The sequence below is a fragment of the Kitasatospora sp. MAP12-44 genome, assembly GCF_029892095.1.
GTDB lineage: Bacteria > Actinomycetota > Actinomycetes > Streptomycetales > Streptomycetaceae > Kitasatospora.
This window is the reverse complement of the sequence record NZ_JARZAE010000004.1, coordinates 4,865,838-4,891,025: the sequence shown is the minus strand read 5'-3', so window position 1 is coordinate 4,891,025 and position 25,188 is coordinate 4,865,838. Positions and strand designations below refer to the sequence as shown.

Below are 25,188 nucleotides of genomic sequence, written 5' to 3'. Positions count from 1 at the left end.
ACTGCTGGCTACCGGTGCCGAGCGGACCGCGACAGGGTCGTTGTATGACGATCTCCCCGCCCTCCGCACGGCCTGTGGACCGCAGTGACCGCAGTGACCGCAGCGACCGCCCGAAGCGCTGGGCGGTCGGGCCCGGACTGGGCGCGGTGGCGGTCGCGGTGGCGGCGGCCTGGGGAGTGAACACGGTGCTGCCGACGGTGGCCCCGCTCACCGCCGCGGTCGCCCTCGGGGTGCTGGCCGGCAATCTGCGCCTGCTGCCCGCGGCCTCCCGCCCGGGGCTGGACTTCGCCGGCAGGAAGCTGATGCGAGCCGGTATCGCACTGCTGGGCCTCAAGCTCGCCCTCGGCGACGTCCTCGCACTGGGCTGGCCCACGCTCGCCGTGGTCGTCATGGTGGTGGCGGCCACCTTCTTCGGGACGCAGTGGCTGGGACGCCGGCTGGGACTGCCCGGGGACCAGCCGCTGCTGATCGCCACCGGCTTCGCGATCTGCGGCGCCTCGGCCGTCGCGGCGATGAACGGCGTCACCGACAGCGAGGAGGAGGACGTCGTCACCGCGGTCGCCCTGGTCACGCTGTGCGGGTCGCTCGCCATCGGGGTGCTGCCGGCCCTGCACCCCCTGCTGGGGCTGAGCGACGTGCAGTTCGGGCGCTGGGCGGGGGCCAGCGTCCACGATGTCGGCCAGGTGGTGGCGGTGGCGCAGACGGCGGGTCCCACCGCGCTGGCCCAGGCGGTGGTGGTCAAGCTGATGCGGGTCGCCCTGCTCGCCCCGATCGTGACCGGCGTCGCGATAGCCCGCCGCCGCTGCCGCCGCTCCGAAGGCGGTACCGCGCCTGCGGCGGGCCGGCGTCCCCCGCTGGTGCCGCTGTTCATCGCGGCGTTCCTCGCCTTCGCCGCCCTGCGCAGCACCGGAACCGTCCCGGCTCCGGTGGTCACCGCGGCCGAGCAGGTCGACGAACTGCTGCTGGCCGCCGCCCTGTTCGCGCTGGGGACGACGGTGAACATCCGCGCCCTGCTGCGCACCGGCCGCCGGGCGCTGCTGGTCGGACTGTCCTCCTGGCTGCTGATCGCGGCGGTCGCGTACGCCGGAGTACTGGCGACCACCTGACCCGCCCGCACCCGACACTCCCTGGCTACACCGGCTGCGGCTCCAGGTCGCGGTTGATCCGCTTCCAGCCGCGCGCGGAGACCGTGTTGGGGTGCTCCTCGCCCAGCTGGCGGATGAATTCGGCCACCGCCCGGGAGCGGAGTTCGGCGGCCTGGTTGCCGCGGCCGGCGGCGCGCAGGGTGATGGCGAGGTTGGCCTGGCAGGCCACCGCATCGGGGTGGCGGGGGCTGTAGCGGTCGCAGAGGCCGCGGTAGGCGGCCTGCTCCAGCTCCTCCGCCTCGGCGAAGTGGCCCAGGTCGCCGTGGGCGTTGGCCAGGTTGATCATGCCGTTGAGGGTGAACGGGTGGTCCGGGCCGAGCACCCGGCGCAGCGTGCCGACCGTTTCGAGGCCGAGGTCGATCGCCTCCTGCACGCTGCCGCTGCCGCGCAGGTAGATCACCAGGTTGTTGGCGCAGGCGAGGGTGAACGGGTGCTCCTCGCCAAAGAGTTGCTGATGGCCCACGTAGACCTGGCGGGCCAGGTCGCGGGCCGCGTCCTTGTCGCCGCCCGCGCTGTAGTCGGCGGCCAGGTTGAGCGCGCAGGCGAGCGTGTCGGGGGCGTTCTCCCCGTAGCGCTCCAGGTAGCGCTCGTACGTCTCCTTGGTGAGCCGGCGTGCCTCGGCCTGCCGGCCGGCCTTGCGCAGCGAGACGGCCAGCGACTTGGCGTTGCGCAGGATCTCCGGCACGTCGATGTTCAGCACCTCGGCGTAGGCCTCGACCACTTCCTGATGGATCGTCACCGATCCTTCGTAGTCGCCGCCTTCGCGCAGATCACGGGCCAGGTTGGACTTGCTGGACAGGGTGTACGGGTGCTTGGGGCCGAGCACCAGCGACCGGCGGTCCAGGGTGTCCTGGTCCAGCGCCTGGGCCGAACTGCTGTCGCCGACCAAGCGGTAGTCGATCGCCAGGTTGTTGGCGATCGACAGGGTCCGCGGGTTGTCCTCGCCGAACTGCTCGCGGAACCGCTCCAGGATGTCGCGGTCCAGCTCCAGCGCCAACTGGAAGTCACCCAGGGCCCGCCGGTCGGCGCCCAGCGAGCCGGCCGTCATCAGGGTGTACGGGTGCTGCTCGCCGAGCACCCGCTTCTGCCGCTCCAGGGTGTCCTCGTCGAGCTCCATGGCCTCCGCGTACTGGCCCTGCGAGCGCATCACATTGGCGAGTTGGAAGCGCAGCAGCAGGGTCTGCCGGTCGTCCTCGCCGAGTTTGGCGGTCCACGCCTCGTCCAGCAGGTGGCCCATCCGGCGGGCCTGGGCGAACTCGCCGCGCTTCCACAGGTAGCGGACCCGGTCGATCATCAGCTGCCGGGTGTCGGACTCGTCGCAGTCGTGCGCCCGGGAGGGCGACAGGTGCGGCCAGATCTCCTCGAAGGCGGGCCAGTTGGACGGGTCGTCGGTGTCGCCGACGACCGGGCGCGCGCCGATCAGGATGCGGTGCACCTCGTGCACGGTGTCGTTCTGCTCCTCCGGGGTCATCTCGGAGCGGATCACCTCCTGGACCAGCCGGTGCACCTGGATGCTGTTGGCCCCGGCGTCCACCTTGGCCAGCGCGTACCGGCCGATCGCCTGGATCACCCGGCCGAGCAGGAACTTGTCGCTCAGCCCGGGGTCGTAGGAGACCAGCGCGCGGATCATCTGGTCGCTGTAGAAGAGGTTCATCGAGATCGGCTCGGGCGCGAAGTAGGCGCAGAGCTGCAGCATCCGGGCGGCCGCCGGGGACTGCTGGCGCAGCCGGGCGATCGAGACCCGCCAGGTGGCCCCCACGGTCATCGGGTAGTCGACCGGCCGGCCCAGCTCCAGCACCCGGGCGGCCTCGGACTGCAGGGCGGTGATGTAGTCGGCGACCGGCGTCCCGGTGGCCTTCAGCCAGGCGCCGGCGACCTCGACGGCCAGCGGCAGGTCACCGACCGCCTCGGCCACCGCGTCGGCGTCGATCCGGCTCAGCGCGCCCCCGGTGCGCCGGGTCAGGTGGTCGATGCTCTCACCGCGGGTGAAGACGTCCATGGTGAGCGCCTCGGCATGGGTGGACCAGGCCTGGTTGCGCGAGGTGACCAGGATGTGGCCCGAGCCGCCGGGGAAGTAGCGGCGGATCTCGGACGGCTCGTCCGCGTTGTCGAAGATCAGCAGCCAGCGCTTGGCCCGGTCGCCGCGCCGCAGCGCGTCCAGTGCGATGTCCGCCGCCAGCTGCACCGGCTCGTTGGTGGCCCGGCCCATCTTACGGGCCAGCTCGGCCAGTTGGCCCTGGATCTCCTCCTCCTGCTCGGCCGAGACCCACCAGACCAGGTCGTAGTCGGCCATGAACCGGTGCGCGTACTCCTGGGCCACCTGGGTCTTGCCGACGCCGCCGAGGCCGTACAGCGTCTGCGGGACGGGCAGCACGGCGGTGGTGCCGCCGCCGAGCTGGTTGCGCAGCCGCTCCAGCAGCTCGGCCCGGCCGGTGAAGTAGCTGTTGCGCGGGGGGACGTTCCAGATCTCCGGCTGGGTGCCGGGGAACCGCGGCCCGACGGCCGGGTCGATGGCCGGCACCTCCTCCCGGCCCAGCGCCTTGACCAGCGCGGCCAGCGCCTGCGGCTCCTTGAGGTTGACCAGGTCCACGGGGTTGCGGCTGCTGAACGGCGCGGCCAGCGGCGTGGAGCCGACCCGGACCGGGATCAGCTGGCGCCGGGTGCCGGACGGGTCGGAGCCGACCACCGACTCCCACAGCGCCCTGGCCTGCGGCGAGCGCAGATAGGCGGGCGAGAGCACCGCGACCGTCCGGAAGGCGGAGTCCACCGAGCGCTCGGTGTCGGCCCGGGTGTCCGCGCCCGCGCCGACGTCCCGGGGCAGCACCCGGAAGCCGGCCGCGCCGAGCACGTACTCGATCCAGTCCGCCCACATCCGGTCCTCGGGCACATAGCTGAGGTAGATGTCGGCGGGCACCACCGGCCGGCGCCGGGTGAAGGCCTCCATGTAGTGCAGCCGCACCTCCTCCTCCATCGCGGGCAGCGAGGAGACCCGGCCTGCGGTGATCATGTCGGTGAGCCGCTCGCAGGCGGAGAGCATCGTGGTGGGCGTGCCCGGCTTGTCGCCGAAGGTGGCCAGGATCTCCTCGTAGGCGTAGAACGGCCGGTACGGGATCTCCACCGAGCCCCAGTAGTGGACGAGTTCCTCGCTGGTGTAGCCCGACGGCAGGCCGTCGAAGCGGATCCGGGCGAGCGAGCGGCCGGCGTCGGGCCTTGTCCTTCTCGAAGTCGTCGATCCGCATCGGGACCGGCAGGATCCGGATGCCGCGCTCGCGGTAGCGGTCGGCGATGTGCTGGGCGATCCGCGAGGCGCCGTCGATGCTCTGGTCGCTCAGCGTGAAGCAGACCACCAGGTCGTCGGGCATCTGCACGGTACAGATCTCGGCGGTGTCGGAGAGGCCGGTACGGCTGTCGATCAGCACGTAGTCGTAGCGCTTGCGCATGTCGCCGCGCAGCGCGTCGAAGAACTGCCCGCCGTCGAAGCGCTCGTAGAACAGGTCCCAGTCCAGGCTGCCCAGCGTGCCGGAGTAGTCGCGGTCCTGGCGGCCGGCCGAGAGCAGGTCGATGCTGCCGCCGGCCGGGAAGCCGCTCCAGGAGAGCGGCAGCGCGTGGCCGGCCACCTTGGCGAAGTCCAGGTGCCAGCCCGGGTGGTGGCCGATCTCGTGCAGTTCCTGCTGGTAGCGCTCGGGCTCGGAGAGCGGGTCCGCGTGCAGCTCGGCCTCTCTCAGCGCCTCCTCGCGGTAGTCGTTGATCAGGGTCATCACCCCTGGGGCGGCGTCCAGTTCGGCCGCGTCCAGGAAGGGGTGGAAGAACTTGGCGAGCCCGGGGGCCTCCAGGTCCCAGTCCACGGTGAGCACCCGGAACCCGTTGGCGGCCAGGATCCAGGCGGTGTTGGCCAGCGCCATGGTGCGGCCGGTGCCGCCCTTGTAGGAATAGAAGGTGATGATCCTGCCCTGGCGGTCCTCCTCGACCGCCGCCGCGGGCACGGGTCCGGGTGAGGTCAGCGGCGAGGTCGAACTCCGCCCACCCACCCGGAGGTTACGGGTCCGGTCAACCGTCATGGGATCCTCCGTCGTCGTCCTCGTCGGTCTCTGCGGACCGGATCACGGGTGGTCGTGGGGCAGGCCCGAAGGCCTCGCGCAGTCTGGGTCTTGCCTCGCCGGTGCCGAATGGCCTGGCCAGGCCCCGCTCCTTGAACGCCTTCTGCGCCCGGATCGCGGCATGCTGGAAGAGCAGGCCGAACTCCCGTGCGGTGGCGACCCCTTCGGAGTCTCCACCGTCCGGGGCGGCCGTGCGGAAGGACGGCTTGGCGGGCCGGGCGCGCTGGCGCAGCACCTCGTCGCTGAGCGCCGAGAGCGGACCGTTCTCGGCCACGCACTGCGGGTCGTCCCGGTTCCAGGGCTCCACCACGGTCACCCAGGCCGGGTTGCGGCGGGCGAACTCCCGGACCAGCTCCCGCCGTTCGGGATCATGCAGGACCCAGCGGTCGACCAGCACCACGCCGGGGCCGATCGGCCGCTCCAGCTCCATCAGCCGGGCCGCCTCGGCGTCGAACTCGTAGATGGTGGGGTTGAGATCGCACTGCCGGGCGAGCTGGGCGGCCTTCTCGGCGAGCGCGGAGTCGCCGCCCCGGACGTACGGCTGCCAGTCAGTGCGGCGCGGGCCGTAGTAGGCCGGATCGCGCTGCGGCGGCAGTTCGGAGTCCTTGAACGACAGGACCGCGATGGTGAGTTCGTCGGCGGGTGAGCCGAAGGGGAAGGCCGAGGGGTTGCTGGTGAAGTCGACCGGCTCGGCCACCGGGACGACCGTCTCCAAGGCCACGTCGACGATCCGCCGGGCCAGCTTGTAGACCACCTGCTCGTAGAGGCCCTGGTGGTGGCGCTGGGCCATCAGCGCGTACAGCCCGTCCTCGGCGTAGGCGCGCGGGAAGCTGGAGTGGTTGAACTGCACGGCGCTGGCCACCGGCGGCAGCGCGCCCTCCCGCATCCCCACCCAGAGCACCGGCACGATCGCGGTGTTGTGCGCGGGACCGCCGGGGGCGCCGGCCGAGCGCTGCGCGAAGGTGTACCACTCCTGACCGCACGGGGTGCTGCGGAACAGGCGCGGGTGGTAGAGCGGCACGAACACCCGGCAGGTGGCCAGGGCTTCGGAGATCTTCGCCGCCCAGTTGTCGCCCTGGTGCATGGTCTCGTCCATGAAGCCGACCGGCTCGGCGGTGGGCAGCGGGGTGAGCTGCAGGACCGCCTCGCAGAGGTCCTCGTAGAACTGGGTGACCCGCAGATTGGGATTGCGCGAGCCGACCGGCGGCATATGCGCGTAGCTCAGGAAGAAGTGCGGCTTCGCCGAGGCCGTCCGCCCGCCTTCAGCGTCGTTCACCCGCGCCTCCCCCGGGCCCGTCCGATGGCCTGTCCAGTCTAGGAAGGGGGACTTCCCCAGGGGAATAGCGCCTCCAACCCACCCTGATCATGCGTCAGCACGGCGACCGCTGTCAGCGCTTTGGCCGGATCAGCTCAAGGCCACCGCGGGACTCGCCAACCGCGCGCCCACGCGCGCTTCGAGCCACTCCAGCGCCGCATCCACGGCGGGCACCATCGGCATCAGCAGCGCGCAGGCATCCCCCAGCCGCCCGGTGCCGGCCTCGCCGAGCCGGGGCCGGACGGTCCGCAGCATCCGCGGGAAGTGCCGGTCGTCGACGTCCAGGCCCTCGAACCGCTCCCAGCCGCGCTCGCCGTCCGCGCGCCGCACCACGCAGCCGTACCGCTTGCTGGCCACCCCCGGCGCGCGGTACTCGGCGAGGTGGAAGGCGGTGCACGCGGTGAGCGGTGCGCCGATCATCAGCACCCAGCCGCCTGCCCGGTAGAGCGCCCCGAGCGGCGAGCGCTCCCCCAGGTGGCAGGCGAGCGGGTGGTCCGCCAGCAGTGTGCGGCCGAGCGGGCCGAGCGCGGCGAAGGAGGTCTGCGGGTGCGCGCTGCGCAGGGCGCCCGGGGTGGTCCGCAGCTCCTCGGAGAGCCGGCCGATGGTCGGCGAGCAGGGCGTGCGCAGGGGGTCGAAGGCCGGCATCGCGGCGCGGTAGGCCGCCAGCGCGGCGGCGTCCAGACCGGCGGTCGCCTCGCGGTACAGCCGCGAGGTCTCCGAGTTCTCCGGCGTCGCGGTGTAGGCCAGCACCGTCCCGGCCGGGCCCAGCGCAGCGCGCAGTGCGGCCAGCAGCCCGGCCGAGCCGCCCGCCACCGGGCCGACCGAGCGCAGCGAGGCGTGCACCAGCACCACCCCGGTGCGCTCCGACAGCCCCAGCGCGCCCAGCTGGCCGGTCAGCTGCTCGACGGAGTACACGGCCTCAGGACCCGGCGGCCGCGGGCACCGCGGCCCGGGCCTGCCACGCGTCCAGGTCGGCCTGCGCGGCGCGCCGGGCGGCCGTCTCGGCCGCCGGCCCGACCGGGACGTCCAGCCAGGGCGCCACGGTGGCCCGCATGCCCGCCGCGAACCGCTCGCCCAGCGGGGTGAGCGCGCCGGAGCCGAGCAGGCTGTCGATCGCCTGGTCGGTGTGCAGCCGCCAGGTGGCCAGCTGCAGCCGGGCGTGCTCGGCCGCCTCGCTCGGCAGGCCGTCGTAGGCGGCCACCCGGGCGCCCCAGAACTCGGTCACCGCCAGGTGCGCGTAGGTGCCCTGCAGCAGGCCCTCCAGCGGGCGCGGGTCGGGGCGCCAGGGGGCGCGGTAGCGGCCCTCGTCACTCCGGTCGTACAGGTCGTGGAAGTCCAGCACCGCGCCCAGCTTGACGTGCTGGAACTCGTGCGCGACCAGCAGCGCCAGGATCGGCGCGGTGGCCGGCCGGGCGATCGCGACCACGCCGAAGGCCTGCCGGGCGGCGGCGCTGACGTCCCGCCCGGGGGGTCCCGGCCGCAGCGGGGTGATCATCTGCAGGCCCGCCGCGATGCCCGCCGCGTAGTCGGGCAGTTCGCGCTGGATCAGCTCCCAGGCCTCCCGCAGGGAGCCGGTCCAGTCCGCCACGGCCGCCTCGTCGAGCCGCTCCTCGACGGCCCACTGGTGGCTGTCGCGGTGCGGGTCGGTGTCCTCCAGGGCGAGCGTCCAGCCGGCCGGCCGCACCCGGCGCACCGGCTGCCAACGGCCGTCCGCAGGGCGGTCCCAGCGCACCTGGACGCTCTCTCCGCCGGGCGTGCGGATCGTGCAGCCGCCGGCCGTGCCGCGCACCAGCGCCAGGCCCTCGCCCTCGGCCGGCAGCCGCCCCAGCGTGGGCAGCTGAACGGCGCCGCCCCGGAGCGGGACGGCCACCTCGTCCGTCCGCCCGGCGCGCAGCGCGGCGGCGGCGGCGATCTCCGCCAGCACGCCCGGCCCGGCGCCGGCCTCGCCGCGCAGGCAGCCGGTCGCCCAGCCGCGCAGGTACGGGTGCCCGAGCACCGCGTCCAGCGCCTGCGGCGCCTCGGCGTCCAGGGCGGTCAGCAGCTCCCACGCGCCGGCCGGTGCGGCGGGCCCGACCCGGTCCGCGACGGCGGCCAGCAGGCCCCGATTGAGCTCGAGTTGGGCGGCGGCCAGTGCCCGGACGGTGTCGGCGTCGCCGTAGCCGCGGGCGAGTTGGCCCAGCTGGCCTTCGGTCAGCTCGCCGGTGTTCACCGGGACGGGCTGGGCGGGCAGCACCGGAGCGGCGGGGGCGACCCGGTCCCGGATCGTGCCGATGAGCTCCATGAGGTCTCCGCAGAAGACGGACGGGTTGTCGAAGCCGGTGCCGCTGCGCCAGCGGTGCGCGTAGAGGCCGCCGCCGCAGCTGCGGACCACCGGGCAGGCCCGGCAGACCGCGCTGAGCCCGGCCAGGCCGGACTGACGCTCCATCATCCCAGGGTGGCGGGCCACCTCGTCCAGGCTGTGGGCGAAGATGTCGAAGCCGGTGGCGGGCGCTCCGTCGTAGGCGGTCTTCAGGCTGTCCGCCTGCTCGAACGCGCCGTCCGTCTCGATCACCACCAGGTCCGCGGGGTCCAGGCCGAGCGACTCGGTGAGGCTGGACTGCCCGCGCAGGGTGCGGTGCACGGAGTCGAAGGTGCGCACCGGGACCGGGCGGCCCTGCGCCTGCCAGCGGTCGTAGACGGCCAGCAGCCAGCTCGCGTAAGGATGTTCGGCCGCGCCGGGCGGGCGCTTGGGCGGGACGTCCCAGGTGGCGTGCGGCAGCAGGAAGTCGATCCGCGGCGGCGCCAGGTCGACCAGCGCGTCGTAGACGGCGATCGGGTCGTTCTCGGCGTCGATGGTGCAGAGCAGCCCGGCGTAGAGGTGCCTGAACCGCGGCTCGCGCAGCAGCTCGACGGCGGCCAGCACCTGGCGGTGGCTGCTGCGGCCGTCGGCATAGCGGCGGTGGCGGTCGTTGGCGGCCCGGTCGCCGTCCAGCGAGATGCCGACCTTGATGTCCAGCTCGTCGAAGAGCTCGCAGAAGGCCCGGTCCAGCCGGACGCCGTTGGTGTGGATCCGCAGGTCCAGCGCGCAGCCGACCGGCAGCGCGGCGCGCAGACTCGTCGCGGCCCGGCGCAGCAGCACCGGGCCGGCGAGCAGGGGCTCCCCGCCGTGCAGGACGACATGGACGGCCGGCAGCCGGTGGGTGGCGGCGTGCTCCGCGATCCGGGCGGCGGCCTGGTCGAGCACCTCGGCGGCGACCGCCCTGGGCCGACCGCGCCAGCTGGTGTCCGCGTGCTCGTAGACATAGCAGTGGTCACAGGCGAGGTCACATCGGCTGTGGACCTTCAGCACGAACTGCGAGAAGGGCACCAGGGGGTGCGTCATGTCACAGGGGGTTCGGTTGCGACTACCGGCCCCTCAGATCGAGGAGTTGAAGGCCGCCACGGCGACCTGGCCAGCCTCCTCGGCGGGCAGCGCGCGGGCGTACGCCGCGGCGATCCGGTCCGCACCCAGCGCCGACAGTTTGTCCAGTGGCATCCGGCCGACCGGCTGCTCGCTCTGCTCCACGGGCTTGACGTCCAACGCAGTGGTGGGCATATCTGAGTTCCCCTCAGAAATGATGCGCTTCAAAGGCATCGGGTGTGGGTAGAGCATCGGGAGGATCCACGACACCCGAGCGCCCAATTTAGTGGCGCGGCGGGTGATTATGCACGCCCCGGCGCGGGGCCCTTTGCGCTGGTTTGAACCGGACGCGCTCCTGCGAGCTGCGCGGACGCTTCAGCGCATGCCCCGGCACCCCCGCAGGTCGAACGACACAACCACCCATCCGGGTTAACCGGCACTACGTCATCCGGCGTAGAAATGCTCACCCCGATGGTCACCCCGGCACTCACCCGGTCAGATCACGCACGGCTCCAGCTCGGCGTCCAGGCGCAGCCCGGCCGTCACCGCCCGGGTGATCGGGTGCCCCTCGCCGAGCGCCCCCTCGGCCCGGTCCGCGCACTCCGCCCGCAGCCGCTCGGCGCGGTCCCGCAGCCCCGCCTCGGCCAGGTCGAGGGCGAGGTTGGACTGCGCGGTGAGGCTGTCGTAGTGGTCGGGACCGAGCGCCCCGGTGAGCAGCTCGCTGGCGCGCCGGCCCAGCCGGGCGGCGCCGGACCGGTCGCCGTCCAGGGCCAGGTCGGTGGCGTGGTTGACCATCACCGCGCCGAGGTACGGGTGGTCGGCGCCGAGCGCCGCCTGGAGCTTGGCCAGCGCCTCCTGGGACAGCGCCCTGGCCTCGCCGGTCTTCCCGGTCGCCCGCAGGTGCACGGCGAGGTTGCCGGCCACCGCCGCGGTCATCGGGTGCCGCTCGCCGAACTGCTGGCGGCACTGGCGGTAGGTCTCGCCGGCGATCCGCACCGCCTGCCCGTGCTCGCCCAGCGCGCGCAGCGCGGCCGCGAAGCTGCCGGCCGCCGCCAGGGTGTCCGGGCTCTGCGGGCCGAGCACCTCGGTGCAGCCGCGGTAGACCTCGCCGCCCAGCTCCCGGGCCTGGGCCAGGCGCCCGAGCCGGTAGAGGGTCATCGCGAGGTTGCGCCGGGCCCACAGCGCGTCGGTGTGCCGTTCGCCGATGGTGCGCCGGTAGATCTGCACGGTCTCCTCCAGCAGGCCGAGCGACTCGCGCAGCTGGCCTTTCTCGCGCAGCAGCCGGGCGTAGCTGCTGGCCGAGGAGAGCGTGTCGAGACTCGCCGCGCCCAGCACCCGGTGCTGGTGGCGGTAGGCCCGCCGGTGCAGGTCGAGGGCCAGCTGCCGATCACCGACCAGGAACTCCGAGAGGGCCAGGTTGTTGGCCATCATCCAGAACCGCCGGTGCGACTTGCCGAGCACCTGCTCGGCGGTCTCCACGGTGGCCCGGTCCAGCTCGCGCGCCTCGCCGAACCGGCCGAGCGCCCGCAGGTCGGCGGCAAGACCGCTGGAGGCGATCAGGGTCTGCGGGTGGCGCGGCCCCAGCTCGCGGCGAAAGCGCAGCACCACCTCGTGGTCGATGTTGTGGCACTCGCGGTACTCGCCCTGCGAGCGCAGCACGTTGGCGAGCTGCAGGCTCAGCATGCCGGGGTAGGGATCGCCGGCACGCCCGGACCCCGAGCCGTCGTCGGCCATCCGGTCCCACTGCTCCAGGGTGCGCTCAGCCAGCTCGCGGGCCGCCTGGTCCATCCCGCGCTTCCACTGGTAGCGCACCGAGTTGATGATCCACTGGCGCACCTCCGGGTCCTCGCTGCTCGCCGCTCCGGACGGCCACAGGTGCGGCAGCAGCTCGGCGAAGCCGTCCCAGTTGCCGACCAGGTCGGGCTCCTGCGGGCCGGCCCCGGCCAGGGTGAGCTGGACGGTGCGGCGGACGTCCGCCCGGCGCTCCACCGCGACCTGGTCCCGGATCACCGCCTGGACCAGCCGGTGCACGGTCAGCGAGGCGCTGCTGGAGTCGGCCCGAGCCAGGCCGGTGCGGTGGATCGTGCGGACCAGCTCGCCGATCTCCATCCTGGCCCCGGCGTCGTCGTGGCTGAGCCGCAGCCGGCGGGCCATCAGCGGGCTGAAGAGCGCCTTGGTGGGGATCGGGTCCGGGCCGAAGTGGGCGCAGAGCTCCAGCAGTTCGGCGGCCCGGGCGTTGGTGCGGCGCAGCTCCTCCAGGGAGAGCAACCAGGTCGCCGCGGCCGAGCGCGGGTAGTCGCCCTCCGGAAGCCGGGTGCGCTCCAGCATCTCGGTCAGGGTGGCCTCCAGCAGCTCCAGGTAGCCGGCGACCGGCATGCCGCTCTCCTGCAGCCAGGCCGCCGCCTGCGCGATGGCGAGCGGCAGGTCGCCCAGGCTGCGGGCCACCTGGTCGGCGGCCGCGACGGCCAGCCCGGGGTTGAGCCGGCGCAGCAGCAGCAGGCTCTCCGGGCGGCGGAAGACGCCGACCTCGACCTGTCCGGCGTGCCGGGCCCAGGCCGGGTCGCGCGAGGTGATCAGGACGTGCCCGCCGGGCGGGCCGGTCGGCAGCCAGCCGGCCAGCTCCTCGGGGGCGCCCGCGTTGTCGAAGACCAGCAGCCAGCGGCCGTACGGGCGCCCGGCGCGCAGCGCGGCCAGCACCCGGCTGGCCGTGTCGCTGCTGTCGTCCGCGCCCTCCAGGCCGATCCTGGGCGCCAGTTGGGCCAGTCGCGGGCCGACGAACTCGATCTGCTCGGCCGGGATCCACCAGACCACGTCGTAGCCGGAGCGGAACCGGTGGGCGTACTCGGTGGCGGTCTGCGTCTTGCCCACCCCGCCGAGGCCGAAGAGCACCTGGACGTTGGTGGCCGGCTCGTTGCCGAAGCCGTTCCGCAGCACCTCCAACTCCTCGTCGCGGCCGGTGAAGGCGGGGTTGCGCGCCGGGCAGTCGAGCACCGGCGGCAGCTCGCCGGGGAAGCCGACCCGCCAGGGGCGCACCGGCGCCGGGCCGTCCGTCGGCGGTACCTGCCCGGGCGGCAGGCGTCCGACGGCGGCCGTCAGCCGGGCGAGCGAGTCGGCGGCGGAGGTCCTGACCACGTCGCGGACGGGCTGCTCGGCGAAGAGCCGGGGCAGCGCCTGGTCCATCTCCTTGACCCGCAGCGGGATCAACGCGGGGATCCCGGGGGCCACTTCGCGGCCGGCCAGCGCGCGCCAGAGTTCACCCGATCGGGCGTACTGGAGGTAGTCGGGGGAGAGCAGGGCGAGCACCCGGCCGGTGCCCTTGGCCGCCCAGCCCGCCTCGGCCGAGCGGCCGCGCAGCGGGGCGGCGATGCCGTGCAGCGACACCCGGTAGCCCAGCGCGGTGAGTTCGGTCGCCGCCCACTCCGCCCACATCCGCTCGGCGGGCGCGTAGCTGACGAACACGTGGCGCGGCACGTCGGCGCCCACCCGGGCGGGCTCGCGCTGCTCGGCCGGTCCGACCTCGACCGTACGCAGCACCGGCGGCTGGCCCGTCGTCCGTACCGGGAAAGCTCCTTGGAACTCCCGCAGGTTCAGGCCCGGCAGGCCGGGCAGCCGCACCCGGCCGGCCGCCTGGCGGACCCGGCCGGCCAGCACCTCGACCACCGTGCGGTACTCCGCGCCGTGCGGGTCCTCACGGATCAGCTGGTGCAGGCCGACCTCAGCGTAGCGCTCGCCCATCTGCGGTACGCGGTACTGGACTTCGTCGGCCGGCGGGGGCGGGCCACCGGGCAGCGGCTCCCAGAGCACCGGGAGCAGCGCGCCCGCGTCCCACCCGGTGTCGGCCTGGAACGCGGTGACCCGGCTGCGGAACGCCGTCCACTCCTTGCCGCAGTAGACGCTGGCGAAGTAGGCGGGCGAGTAGAGCGCCACCATCGCCCGGCAGCCGGCGATCGCGTTGGCCAGCACCCGCTCCCAGTCGGCGCCCAGGAAGATCCGCTCGGTGTCGCGGAAGCTCGGCTGGGTGGCCGCCTCGGGGTCGCGGGCGGCCAGTTCGGCCCGCAGGTCCTGGTAGAAGGTGCCGATCGCCGTGCCGTCGTCGTCCACCCGTGCGTAACTCAGAAAGAAATAAGGCTCCAAGACTCCCCCTTGGCCACCGACCCCCCTGTTTCAGTGTGCCTCGCCGGCCAAGGTATGTGTAGGGAACGGGAGTTCATGGTCCCGGAGATCTCACGGGCAGAGCCGCTCCACCACCCAGCCGGTGGCGGTGGCGGTGTAGCGCAGCCGGTCGTGCAGCCGGTTCGGCCGGCCCTGCCAGAACTCGACGGTGCGCGGGACCACCCGGAAGCCGCCCCAGAACGGCGGCACCGGCACCCCCTCGCCCTCCGGGTAGCGGGAGGCCAACTCGGCGTAGCGCTGCTCCAGCACCTCGCGCGAGGCCACCGGGCTGGACTGCTCACTGGCCCAGGCGCCGAGCTGCGAACCGTGCGGGCGGGTACGGAAGTACGCCGCGGTCTCGTCCCGGCCGGTCCGCTCGACCGAGCCGACCAGGATCACCTGGCGGTCGATCTGGTGCCAGGGGAAGAGCAGCGAGGCGTTCGGGTTGGCCGCCAGCTCGACCCCCTTGCGGGAGCCGTAGTTGGTGTAGAAGACAAAGCCGCGGTCGTCGAGCCCCTTGAGCAGGACGGTGCGCGAGCTGGGCCGGCCCTCGGCGTCGGCGGTGGAGAGCACCATCGCGTTGGGCTCCATCAGCCCGCTCTGCTCCGCGTCGGCGAACCAGCGGGCGAACTGGCTCACCGGGTCGGCAGCGAGGTCGTCCTCGGCCAGGCCCGCCAGGGCGTACTGGCGGCGCTTCTGCGCGAGGTCGGGCACGGTACTCAGGGGCGCGGGCTGGGCGCGTTCCGGGGTCTGCACGCCAACATCATCCCGTACGACAAGCAGCGAACGGCGCTCCGCCTATGGAATCTCGACATCGAGAGATATGGTGTCTCGCCACCGCTTGATCATCCGCCCATCGGGGAATTGTCCCCAATGTCCGGCTTTGCACCGGAAGATACCCGGCTGCGACCGGGCCCGGCGGCAGGTAAAGCGGCCCATTGGGGAACATCACCGTGGTGGTGTATGGCGCAATGCACCCAGTGCCTGTCACTCTGGCACCGAGTGCCATCCACCAACGGTCACTGGCCACGCCCGCCCCCACCACGGCGGGAGGCCTGTCGCGTCACTGAGGAGCCGCCTGATGTCCGATTTCGTACCCGGGCTTGAGGGAATCGTCGCTTTCGAAAGCGAGATCGCCGAGCCGGACCGCGAGGGTGGCGCGCTGCGCTACCGCGGCGTTGACATCGACGAGCTCGTCGGACACGTCTCCTTCGGGCACGTCTGGGGCCTGCTCGTGGACGGCAAGTTCAACCCCGGCCTGCCGGCCGCCGAGCCGTTCCCGATCCCGGTGCACTCCGGCGACATCCGGGTCGACGTGCAGTCCGCGCTCGCCATGCTCGCCCCGGTCTGGGGCCTCAAGCCGCTCCTGGACACCAGCGCCGAGCAGGCCCGCGACGAGCTCGCCCGGGCCGCCGTCATGGCGCTCTCGTTCGTCGCGCAGTCCGCGCGCGGCCAGGGCCTGCCGATGGTCCCGCAGAGCGAGATCGACAAGGCCGAGACGGTCGTCGAGCGCTTCATGATCCGCTGGCGCGGCGAGCCCGACCCCAAGCACGTCAAGGCGATCGACGCCTACTGGACGTCGGCGGCCGAGCACGGCATGAACGCCTCCACCTTCACCGCCCGCGTCATCGCCTCCACCGGCGCCGACGTCGCGGCCGCGCTCTCCGGCGCGGTCGGCGCGATGTCCGGCCCGCTGCACGGCGGCGCCCCCTCGCGCGTGCTCGGCATGATCGAGGAGATCGAGCGCACCGGCGACGCCACCAAGTGGGTCAAGCAGGCCCTCGACAAGGGCGAGCGCCTGATGGGCTTCGGGCACCGCGTCTACCGCGCCGAGGACCCGCGCGCCCGCGTGCTGCGCCGCACCGCCAAGGAGCTCGGCGCGCCGCGCTTCGAGATCGCCGAGGCGCTGGAGAAGGCCGCCCTGGAGGAGCTGCACAACCGCCGCCCGGACCGCGTCCTGGCGACCAACGTGGAGTTCTGGGCCGCCATCATGCTGGACTTCGCCGAGGTCCCGGCGCACATGTTCACCTCGATGTTCACCTGCGCCCGGACGGCCGGCTGGTCCGCCCACATCCTGGAGCAGAAGCGCACCGGCCGCCTGGTGCGCCCGGCCGCGCGCTACATCGGCCCCGGCCCGCGCAGCCCGCGCGAGGTCGAGGGTTTCGAGTCCATCGCGCACTGACGCACCTGCTGAGCACCTGCTGCGCCCGGCCCCGGCTACCGCTCGACTCGCGGGAGCCTGGACCGGGCGCGCGTCGCATCTCAACGACCCGCAGGTCGTATCTCAACGACCGGACAAACGACGGACAGCGGGCATACGGGGCAGTAGGCTGCGCTGGTGGCTGACATCCAGATCCCCGCTGACATCAAGCCCGCAGACGGCCGTTTCGGCTGCGGACCGTCCAAGGTGCGCCCCGAGGCCCTGAGTGCCCTCGCCGCCACCGGTACCTCGCTCCTCGGCACCTCGCACCGCCAGGCTCCGGTCAAGAGCCTGGTGAAGCGCGTGCGCGAGGGTGTGAGCAGTCTCTTCTCGCTTCCCGACGGCTGGGAGGTGGTCCTCGGCAACGGCGGCTCCACCGCCTTCTGGGACATCGCCGCCTTCGGCCTGGTGCGCGAGAAGTCGCAGCACCTGAACTTCGGCGAGTTCTCCTCCAAGTTCGCCTCCTCGGTCAAGGCGGCCCCGTGGCTGGCCGACCCGAGCGTCATCAAGACCGAGCCGGGCACCCACCCGCTGCCGGTCGCCGAGGCCGGCGTGGACGTCTACGCGCTGACCCACAACGAGACCTCGACCGGTGTCGCGATGCCGATCCATCGCCCGGCGGGCACCGCAGGTGACGGTTCGTTGGTACTGGTGGACGCCACCTCGGGCGCCGGCGGCCTGCCGGTGGACATCACCGAGACGGACGTCTACTACTTCGCCCCGCAGAAGTCCTTCGCCTCCGAGGGCGGCCTGTGGCTGGCGGCCTTCTCCCCGGCCGCGCTGGAGCGCGCCGCCGAGATCGCCGCCTCGGGTCGCTATATCCCGCCGTTCTTCGACCTGCCGACCGCGATCGACAACTCCTCGAAGGACCAGACGTACAACACCCCGTCGATCGCGACGCTCTTCCTGCTGGCCGACCAGCTGGAGTGGCTGAACGGCAACGGCGGGCTCGACTGGGCTGTCGCCCGTACGGCTGAATCCTCGGCGCACCTGTACGGCTGGGCCGAGAAGTCCGCCTTCGCCAACCCGTTCGTCGCGGAGCCGGCGGAGCGCTCGCAGGTGGTCGGCACGATCGACTTCGACGACTCGATCGACGCCGCCGCGATCGCCAAGGCACTGCGTGCCAACGGCATCGTGGACACCGAGCCGTACCGCAAGCTGGGCCGCAACCAGCTGCGCGTCGCGATGTTCCCGGCGATCGACCCGGCCGACGTCCAGGCGCTGACGGCCTGCATCGACTACGTGGTCGACCAGCTCTGACGCTCGTCTGCTCGTACGAAGGGCCGCCGCCTCGCTTTCGGAGGCGGCGGCCCTTTTGTTCCTAACTACTTGATCAGCGAGCCGATCACCACAGCCACCAGCAGCAGCATCAGCGCGCCGGACACGATCCGCATACGAGTCTTGGGGTCCACAGCACCCGAGGGTACCCGCACCACCTACGCGCCCGGCGCCGAGGTCCCCAGCGCCCACTGGTGCAGCGTCGTGTAGTGCGCCGGGCCGCCGGTGAACTCGCTCTTCATCAGCCGGATGCCGTCCACCCGCCACTCGCTCCCGCGGTACTGCGCCAGCGCCGCGGCGGCCGCCCGCAGCCCGCCGCGCGAGCCCTGCGGATGGCGGCCCGCGCGGGCCAGGGTGAGGTGCGGGTGGTAGTCGAACTCGCTCCCCGCGCAGCCCGCCTCGACCGCCGCCACCCCCACCCCCTCGGCCAGCGACCGCAGCTCGCGGGTGTCCCCCTGTACGCCGACCCAGAGCGTACGGTCGCCGAACCGCCCGCCCTCGGCCAGCCGCAGCCCCAGCGGCCGGTGTTCACCGGCCACTCGGGCGAAGCCCTGGCGCAGGGCGGGCAGTTGCTCCTCGGCCACCTCGCCGAGGAACGCCAGCGTGAGATGCCAGCCGTCCAGCGCCGTCCAGCGCAGCCGCTCGGAGCCCGGCAGCTCGCGCAACGGGCGCACCTCGCGGGCGAGTTCCCGCAGCACCTGGTCCGGCGGCAGCACCGCCACGAAGAGCCTCATGAGCCCATCCTGCCGCGCCGCTCGCTTTCAGGGCCTTTAGGCGGCGTGCGCCAGCTCCCGTACCCCGCCGTGGGTGCGCGGCACGAACGCCACCACCCGTCCGGTGCGCTCGCGGTGCAGGTCGACCCGCAGCCGCAGGTCGGCGCAGCGCGCCAGCACCAGACCGACCGCCGTCGCGGCCAGCGCGGAGACCACGCCGCAGGCCAGTAGCCCGACCCGGGGGCCGTAGACGTCCGTCACCCAGCCCACCACCGGCGCGCCGATCGGCGTACCGCCGGTGAAGACCAGCACCAGCAGGCCCATCACCCGCCCGCGCATCTCGGGGTCGGTGGTCAGCTGGACGTAACTGTTGACCGAGGTGTTGAAGGTCAGCCCGCACACTCCGACCAGGGTCAGCAGCGCCGCGAAGGTCCAGTAGCCGGGTGCGACCGCGGCCGCCACCTCCAGCACACCGAACGCCAGCGCCGCAGCGGTCAGCCAGCGCAGCCGCGGCGCGCCGCGACGGGCGGCGTAGAGCGCGCCGGCCAGCGAGCCGAGCGCCATCGCGGTGTTCAGCAGGCCGTACTGGCCCGGGCCCACATGGAAGGTGTCGCGGGCGAAACCGGAGAGCAGGGTCGGGAAGTTGAAGCCGAAGGTGCCGATGAACCCGGCCAGCACCAGCGGCCACATCAGGTCCGGACGCTCCTTCACATACCGCAGCCCGTCCCGGAGTTGACCCTTCTGACGGGGAATCCGATCGATCGGGTGCAGCTCGCTGGTACGCATCGCCAGCAGCCCGCCGATCACGGCGGCGAAGGAGAGCGCGTTGAGCGCGAACGCCCAGCCGCTGCCGACCGCGGCGATCAGCAGACCGGCCACGGCCGGGCCGACCAGCCGGGCGGTCTGGAAGTTGGCCGCGTTCAGGCTCACCGCGTTGCTGAGGTCCTTCGGGCCCACCATCTCGGAGACGAAGGCCTGCCGGGTCGGGGTGTCGACCACCGTCACCAGGCCCAGCAGCAGCGCGAAGGCGTAGACGTAGTACTCGGTCACCACGCCCGTCATGGTCAGCGCGGCCAGTCCGAGGGCCAGCAGGCCCATGGTGCCCTGGGTCACGATCAGCAGGCGGCGCTTGGGCATCCGGTCGGCGAGCACGCCGCCGAAGAGGCCGAGCAGCAGGGTGGGCAGGAACTGCATGGCGGTGGTGATGCCGACCGCGAGCGGGCTGCCGGTGAGACTCAGCACCAGCCAGTCCTGGGCGATGCGCTGCATCCAGCTGCCGGTGTTGCTGACGATCTGTCCGGCGAAGAAGTACCGGTAGTTACGCACCTTCAGGGAGGAGAACATTCCCCCCGGACGGGTGAAGTGAGCCCCCGTGGGGCCGGATGCGACGGTGGGCGCCGTCGCGGCCCGTTCGCAGGGGTCGTCGTCGCCGGGAAGGTTCACCGGCGTGGGCACCGCGGCGGTGGCCGCCGGTACCGGGGTGTTCGAGGTCTGGGTGGTGGTGTCGTCGGGACGGGTTGCGGCGCTGGCTGCGGCCGGCGGTGTCACGTGCTTCTCCCCTCGGTGCGCGGCTGTGGCCGCGCTACTGGTCTTACTCATGCTTCCTGCTGCGGTGATGCGTCTCCCCTTTGTTCGGCCCTGCTCTTACTACTCGTACTACTCGTTACAGCCGAGCGAGCTTGTACAGCGCGGGCGCGGCCGCTCGGACCGCCTCCCACTCCTCCTCGGTCAGCCCGGAGGCCAACTCCGCGAGCCAGGCGTTACGCCGCCGGCGGCTCTCGTTGAGGATCTCCTCGGCCTGCTCCGTCATGCTGACCACCACCTGCCGGCGGTCGTCCGGGTGCGGCTCGCGCCGCACCAGGCCCTTCTCCTCCAGCATCGCGATGATCCGCGTCATCGACGGCGGCTGCACATGCTCCCGCCGCGCCAACTCCCCCGGCGTGGCACTCCCACACCGAGCCAGCGTGCCCAGCACGCCCATCTCCGTCGGACTGAGCGACTGCTCGACATGCTGGTGCCGCAAGCGGCGGGACAGGCGCATCACGGACGAACGCAGCTGGCTGACAGCTGCGAGGTCGTCCTCGGACATCTCGGCGGGCATGATCCTTAGACTACGTCATTACTCTGTCTAACGAAAATCAGTAAGCCCTTATGCCCCAGTGACCCCTGTCACTGTCCGTTCCCAGCAGGACTGACCGAGTCCCGGTCTACCTGCGCGGCTATCTGCACAGTTCCAGCGGATCTGATCCGAGCGGGCAGCAGCCGAGCTGCTGCCCGGCCTGCCCACTGGTGCTTCACTTGGCCTGGCAGCGCTGACTCGTACCAGTCGCAGCGGCGGTAGCGGCCGCAGGCCGGGGGTGATCCTCCAGCGGTGCCAACAGACCGAGCTAGAAATCAAGTCAGCGCCCTGTGCAGCCCTCGCCCCCGACCGAGACCCGCCGGGACTGCACTGTTCCCGGGCCACTGCGCCGCGCCCGAGCCGCCACCCGGCCGGCTGCTGCCGATCGACAAGACCGAGACCATCACGGCGATCAAGGAAGCGCGGCGAGTCCCTGACGCCGAGCCGTCGCGTGCCGAGCGCGAGTTGTGCTGGAGCGCACCCCGAGTGGCAGCCTTGCACCTCTCACCTCATCTTCGACGACCTGCGGGTTCTCGCTCGGCCGACCGAACGCATAGGGCTCATCGAGAGCTCTGACCGCTTGAAGTGATCCCAGCAGTGATGTGTCAAGCCACCGCCCGCCCACGTGCGCTGCCAGATTGAATAAGTGCTCACGCCGGGCTGCTTGGAGCATCTAAAGTCTTGCCGTGACAAGCCTTATGAATGATCAGAAATCGGCGGAGCTCGCCCGATCAGCCGCCATCCGACTACTAAAGGCAGCCGAGGACGCAACCGCCACCGGGGCGACAGTCCTGGCGGAAAAGCAGACGGTGTTCCCACCCGCCTACAGCTGGTGGCGACTGATCTGCCGGACCTCCGAGGGTGTCATGCAGTTGCTCGATGCCGGCTTCACCGTCGAGGTCGCCCCGCTGATGCGGAACATCTTCAACCACGCCTACGCCTTGCACTGGCTGGTCGACAACGGCGAACCCGCGCTGGGCGCCCTGGTTGCCCTTGGCGACGAGGCGCGGGAGAAGCTCTACAACAAGCTGGCGGCAACCGGCTGGCCCAACGCCGCGGAGTACCGCAAAGCGATGGACGAGTACGCGGCCCAGCGGGTGACGATCACTCGCACGCCAGCGGAGGAGACCCTGCACAACAAACTCAAGCACGAGCTGGGCAACGTCCACGACATGCTCGACCGCTATGGCTCGCCGGAGCTGTACCCGGTCTACGCGCACCTCTCTGGACTGTCACACACAAGCATCTTCACTGCGAGCGCCTATGTGGAGCGGATGGATGACGGCGCCTACCAGATTCGCCCAACGGCTGAATCGCTGGGCTACGCAGACATCATTCAGCTCGCTCTCGCCCTGCTGCAGGCCGCCTTGGTCATGAGCCCACTGCTGGATGGCGACCCGCTGCGGTCAGACATAAATAAGGTTATGCAGGACTTCGGTTTGGAAGGAGCCCAGCTTCTCCCGAACCGCGCGAAGGGCAAGTAAGGGATCCCACCGCGAACGAGAAAAGCGAGCGCGCGAAATAGAACCGAACACCCCTTGCTTATGGGCCGTTCATAAGGGCGCGACTGATACTCCGTGAGACAAGTTCCGACTATGCGTACAGCTTAGGCAAGAGTGTACGCATATCCTGCGCGAGAATTTTGAGGCGCACGGAGCGCTCAAGCTTGGGCTGGAGATCAACTGGCGTGAACCCGAGGTCGACAAGGAAGCTGATGCTGGCAAGCAAGGCCACCGATTCGGCCAGAACGGACATCTGGGAGGAGCTGATTTCAACTCTTGGCTTTTCTCCGGGATGAGTGACGTCATTGCGCGTATTCTTAACCAGAGCCGCCCATTTCTGCGGATTCGTAACCACCCAGGAGAACGCCACGCCGGCCTTGCTAACGAGCTCGGTCAGCCGGTCACCCAAACTCGGATCATTCATGTACTGGCTGAATCTCGCTTTTACTAGGCTCCGCTCACCTTCCGGAAGTGTCGCCAGCCAAGCTCGACCCTCCTGATTATTTAGGCTAAATTCCATACGCCGAGAAACATGGGTTGCGCGATGCAACCCCTCGACGGCCGTAATTGAATTCTGATATCTATTATGGACTGGCATATCAGTCGCCTGACGAAGCCCGAAGAGAAGGCCGTGAATGCCACGCAACTTTGCAGACGCATCGAACCAGGCCGGCAACTGCTTAGCGAAATCGAAATCATCATATCGAATAACTTGAGTGGCAAGATGAGCGAGAGAGTATTCGGCGCTATCCAGCAGGGGCACCTTGTAGCCGACCTGATATTGCCCTCGCAGTGTCACGCGTCGGCGACTCCATGGCTGGAGTTGCAAGCTAATCAGAGATGAGGGCGCATCAACCACCAGCGTCAGGAGGTTCACCAGCGGGGTGACGTACTCATCAACAACTTGGTCAAGCGTCTTTGGCGAGCCGAAGCCTACTCTGAAATGCCGATCAGCATTGACGCTCGCCGCATGGGTGCCAGAAAAGCTTTGGCTGCGTTGGCTGCTTAGCCAGACCTCCGAGCCGTCGGTCAGGGTTGCATGTGCCGCCTGCCCATCCTCATAGAAGACACCCACTCCAGACTTTCCCACTTGGTGACCCCACACCATGGAAATTCTGCCAATCTGTGCCCAGCCATTAAGGTGGCGAACCTTTATAACTGCGCTTTCATACAGCGAGTTTCGAGTCACGTGACCGCCACGGACTACAGCCTCACAGTTGTACACCTGTCCGGCGTGACGACTGGAGCTGTCTGCCTTCGACCGCTCGAAGACACACCCGATGAGCGTCATGGGCCCGCTCTCAGTATCTCCATGCAGGATCGGGACATAGACAGGGGTATCCTGATCAAGCTCTTTACCGAATACCTCCAGGCTGCAGCCGCCAGCAGGTGTGTACGTGAGTCTACCGGTGGCTTTGAGATGCTGCTTACGCTTGGGTACCCACCATGTTCCCTGAACCTCAAACGGCTCCACGAGTCACCCCTTTTCAGTCCTCAAGCCTATTTGCAGATCGTCCTAGTCCTGAGTTTCGCAGCTGACCTTCCCGTACACCTCGTGCACGCTGTCATCACTGTTAACCAGGACCGCCGCGTCCAGCTTGGCTTTCAGGTACGAAGTAGAGAATGCCAAGCCCTGACCGATATCGAACGGCGTCGGCTCGCTATTGATGACCCAGTCCACGTAGTCCGGTGCCTTTTGATCCAGGATCAGCAATGTCGGATACCCAGCTGCGCGCGCTCGGGGTAGTTGATTCTCAAGCTTCTTGTGCACGGCTTCAGAGAACCGGAACCCTTCGTTTATCCTAGCGTCGTAATAACTCAGCATCACGCGGCCCCACGGGAAGGTCGAACCCTCCCCCTGCCAACTGATGCCGACCTCGGCGTCGTGCCACATACCCGAAACCCGACGCGCTGCCATCCAGACTCGGTCGTAGATGTTCTGCTCGTACTCGACCATCAGAGCTGCCCATTCTTTCGGGTTCCGGTCGCTTGAGCGGACGTAGGGCCTGCAACCAACCATGACGGCACGGCCGACCTCGGCGGCCAGGACCTCCAGGCGCGGCAGAAGACTGCGCTTCAGGGCCGCCATCGCAGCCGGGGTGCGAGGGTCGAACTTCTTGGAGGCAAGGCAGACATCCGCCGCCCACATCCGAGTCGAGCCGCTCTCAACTACCTCGATCAACGCATCTACCGTGACGTTGCCCTTGTTACCCCCCGGGCGGTCAGGCCGATCAGCCACCGTGAGCTTCCGCTGCTCGTTGGTCAAGGAATCGCAGACCAGCTTGAGCACGGCGTCTTCTCGGGCGATCGCTCCAGGCTTTGGCACAGGTTCATAGTCCCGTAGGACCGCCGAGTTGGACAGGTGGATTTGCGTAACGTCATCCCCGACAGGGTCCTGGACTCGTATGGCCGCGTGGGTACCACCGGTTCCTGCCCCCGCGGGAGCTCCGATCACTCACATGAGCGGTTTGGGTCCCGAACCCCCCAACTAGTTCTTCCCTCTCTGCAGAGTGAAGCCCATGAGTCTGCGTGGTCTGACAGGGACGGCGCCACCGAGCGTGGGCGACTTCGAGGTGGCCTGGCTCGATGCGGAGGGCGAGCATCGCGCGCAATTGCCTGACGTTGCGTCAGTAGTGGAGTTCGCAAGGGTTCAGCCAGTACGGCCGTTTCCCTCGTATCGAGGGCAACGGCACTTCCCAGGCTTGTACTGGGCGGCGACGACCGGCGCACATGTCGGCTTCGAGTCATGGCTGGAGCGGGACCACGCGATTCTGCTGGACTTCGCTCCAGAGGTGACGGGGTTTGCCTCGCAGCCGTTCTGGCTGTTCTGGCCTGCAGCTAAGCGGGTGCGCTCTCACGCGCCGGACTACTTCGCGCGGATCGAGGACGGCCGCGGGTTGGTAATCGACTGCCGACCGGTGGAGCGGATCGACGACCGATCAGCGGAGTCGTTCGCGGCGATGGAAGCAGCCTGCGAGGCGGTGGGGTGGGGCTATCGACTGGTTGGTGCGGTGGACCCGGTTCGGATGGCAAACGTGCGGTGGCTGGCCGGCTACCGGCATCCTCGGCACGGGGCATCTGCCGACCTGACCGCTGCGGTCCTTTCGGCGTTCGAAGCACCGTCAGCCTTGGTCGGCCAAGCCGAGCTGGTGGGAGAGCTCCTGGAAGTGCTGCCCGCGGTGTTCCATCTGCTCTGGCGGGGGCGACTGACAGCGGACTTGTCCCGACCGCTGACGGATACCACGCTGGTTACCCGGGTGCGTGGCCGGTGACGGGCCGTGCGGGAGT

General features: G+C 70.7%; 16 protein-coding genes and 1 pseudogene. 5 read left to right on the top strand and 12 right to left on the bottom strand.

From position 1 onward, the window contains the following. Positions 1-44: 44 nt before the first annotated feature. A complete protein-coding gene (locus tag P3T34_RS22880; protein ID WP_280667908.1) occupies positions 45-1,106 on the top strand; it encodes a putative sulfate exporter family transporter in 1,062 nt (353 codons plus the stop codon). Positions 1,107-1,131: 25 nt separating this feature from the next. On the opposite strand, the pseudogene fxsT (P3T34_RS22875) reads toward P3T34_RS22880, so the two are convergent. From fxsT (P3T34_RS22875) to pdxH, 7 genes and pseudogenes are all read right to left on the bottom strand, one after another. After that, positions 1,132-5,047: pseudogene (gene fxsT, locus P3T34_RS22875) on the bottom strand (FxSxx-COOH system tetratricopeptide repeat protein). Positions 5,048-5,192: 145 nt separating this feature from the next. Then, on the bottom strand, positions 5,193-6,518 hold the full coding sequence (locus tag P3T34_RS22870; RefSeq protein ID WP_280667907.1) for a TIR-like protein FxsC: 1,326 nt from the start codon (positions 6,516-6,518) through the stop codon (positions 5,193-5,195). A 129-nt stretch (positions 6,519-6,647) separates the two neighbouring features. Then, complete coding sequence (locus tag P3T34_RS22865; RefSeq protein WP_280667906.1) at positions 6,648-7,472, bottom strand: AAC(3) family N-acetyltransferase; 825 nt, start codon at positions 7,470-7,472, stop codon at positions 6,648-6,650. Between the two features lie 4 nt (positions 7,473-7,476). Beyond that, positions 7,477-9,918 (bottom strand): FxsB family cyclophane-forming radical SAM/SPASM peptide maturase, encoded by a 2,442-nt coding sequence (locus P3T34_RS22860; RefSeq protein ID WP_280667905.1) that lies wholly within the window; start codon positions 9,916-9,918, stop codon positions 7,477-7,479. 33 nt (positions 9,919-9,951) lie between these two features. Continuing rightward, positions 9,952-10,131, bottom strand: a complete 180-nt coding sequence (gene fxsA / locus P3T34_RS22855) for an FxSxx-COOH cyclophane-containing RiPP peptide (RefSeq protein WP_280667904.1) — start codon at positions 10,129-10,131, stop codon at positions 9,952-9,954. A 300-nt stretch (positions 10,132-10,431) separates the two neighbouring features. Then, a complete protein-coding gene (gene fxsT / locus P3T34_RS22850; RefSeq protein WP_280667903.1) occupies positions 10,432-14,070 on the bottom strand; it encodes an FxSxx-COOH system tetratricopeptide repeat protein in 3,639 nt (1,212 codons plus the stop codon). 90 nt (positions 14,071-14,160) lie between these two features. After that, positions 14,161-14,811 carry a pyridoxamine 5'-phosphate oxidase gene (pdxH, locus tag P3T34_RS22845; RefSeq protein WP_280672304.1) on the bottom strand — a complete coding sequence of 217 codons (651 nt, stop codon included), beginning with the start codon at positions 14,809-14,811 and terminating at the stop codon, positions 14,161-14,163. Between the two features lie 358 nt (positions 14,812-15,169). Between pdxH and P3T34_RS22840 the strand changes: the two genes are divergently transcribed. Continuing rightward, the gene (locus tag P3T34_RS22840) at positions 15,170-16,270 is read left to right on the top strand and encodes a citrate synthase 2 (RefSeq protein WP_280667902.1); all 1,101 of its coding nucleotides are present in this window, start codon (positions 15,170-15,172) and stop codon (positions 16,268-16,270) included. 156 nt (positions 16,271-16,426) lie between these two features. After that, positions 16,427-17,548 carry a phosphoserine transaminase gene (gene serC, locus P3T34_RS22835; RefSeq protein WP_280667901.1) on the top strand — a complete coding sequence of 374 codons (1,122 nt, stop codon included), beginning with the start codon at positions 16,427-16,429 and terminating at the stop codon, positions 17,546-17,548. 176 nt (positions 17,549-17,724) lie between these two features. Here serC and thpR read toward each other — a convergent pair whose 3' ends face one another. From thpR to P3T34_RS22820, 3 genes are all read right to left on the bottom strand, one after another. Next, positions 17,725-18,300 (bottom strand): RNA 2',3'-cyclic phosphodiesterase, encoded by a 576-nt coding sequence (gene thpR / locus P3T34_RS22830; RefSeq protein WP_280667900.1) that lies wholly within the window; start codon positions 18,298-18,300, stop codon positions 17,725-17,727. Between the two features lie 36 nt (positions 18,301-18,336). After that, complete coding sequence (locus tag P3T34_RS22825) at positions 18,337-19,623, bottom strand: MFS transporter (protein ID WP_348534756.1); 1,287 nt, start codon at positions 19,621-19,623, stop codon at positions 18,337-18,339. 319 nt (positions 19,624-19,942) lie between these two features. After that, complete coding sequence (locus P3T34_RS22820; RefSeq protein ID WP_280667898.1) at positions 19,943-20,380, bottom strand: MarR family transcriptional regulator; 438 nt, start codon at positions 20,378-20,380, stop codon at positions 19,943-19,945. Positions 20,381-21,084: 704 nt separating this feature from the next. On the opposite strand from P3T34_RS22820, the gene P3T34_RS22815 reads away from it, so the two are divergent. Further along, positions 21,085-21,882 carry a DUF5677 domain-containing protein gene (locus P3T34_RS22815; RefSeq protein WP_280667897.1) on the top strand — a complete coding sequence of 266 codons (798 nt, stop codon included), beginning with the start codon at positions 21,085-21,087 and terminating at the stop codon, positions 21,880-21,882. Between the two features lie 109 nt (positions 21,883-21,991). Here P3T34_RS22815 and P3T34_RS22810 read toward each other — a convergent pair whose 3' ends face one another. Continuing rightward, positions 21,992-23,374, bottom strand: coding sequence for a HEPN domain-containing protein (locus tag P3T34_RS22810; protein ID WP_280667896.1), 1,383 nt, complete (start codon positions 23,372-23,374; stop codon positions 21,992-21,994). A gap of 42 nt (positions 23,375-23,416) precedes the next feature. Then, entirely contained in the window at positions 23,417-24,190 is a 774-nt protein-coding gene (locus P3T34_RS22805; RefSeq protein ID WP_280667895.1) for a hypothetical protein, read from the bottom strand. A gap of 268 nt (positions 24,191-24,458) precedes the next feature. Here P3T34_RS22805 and P3T34_RS22800 point away from each other — a divergent pair, with 268 nt between their 5' ends. After that, a complete protein-coding gene (locus tag P3T34_RS22800) occupies positions 24,459-25,172 on the top strand; it encodes a TnsA-like heteromeric transposase endonuclease subunit (RefSeq protein WP_280667894.1) in 714 nt (237 codons plus the stop codon). The last annotated feature ends 16 nt before the right edge of the window (positions 25,173-25,188 follow it).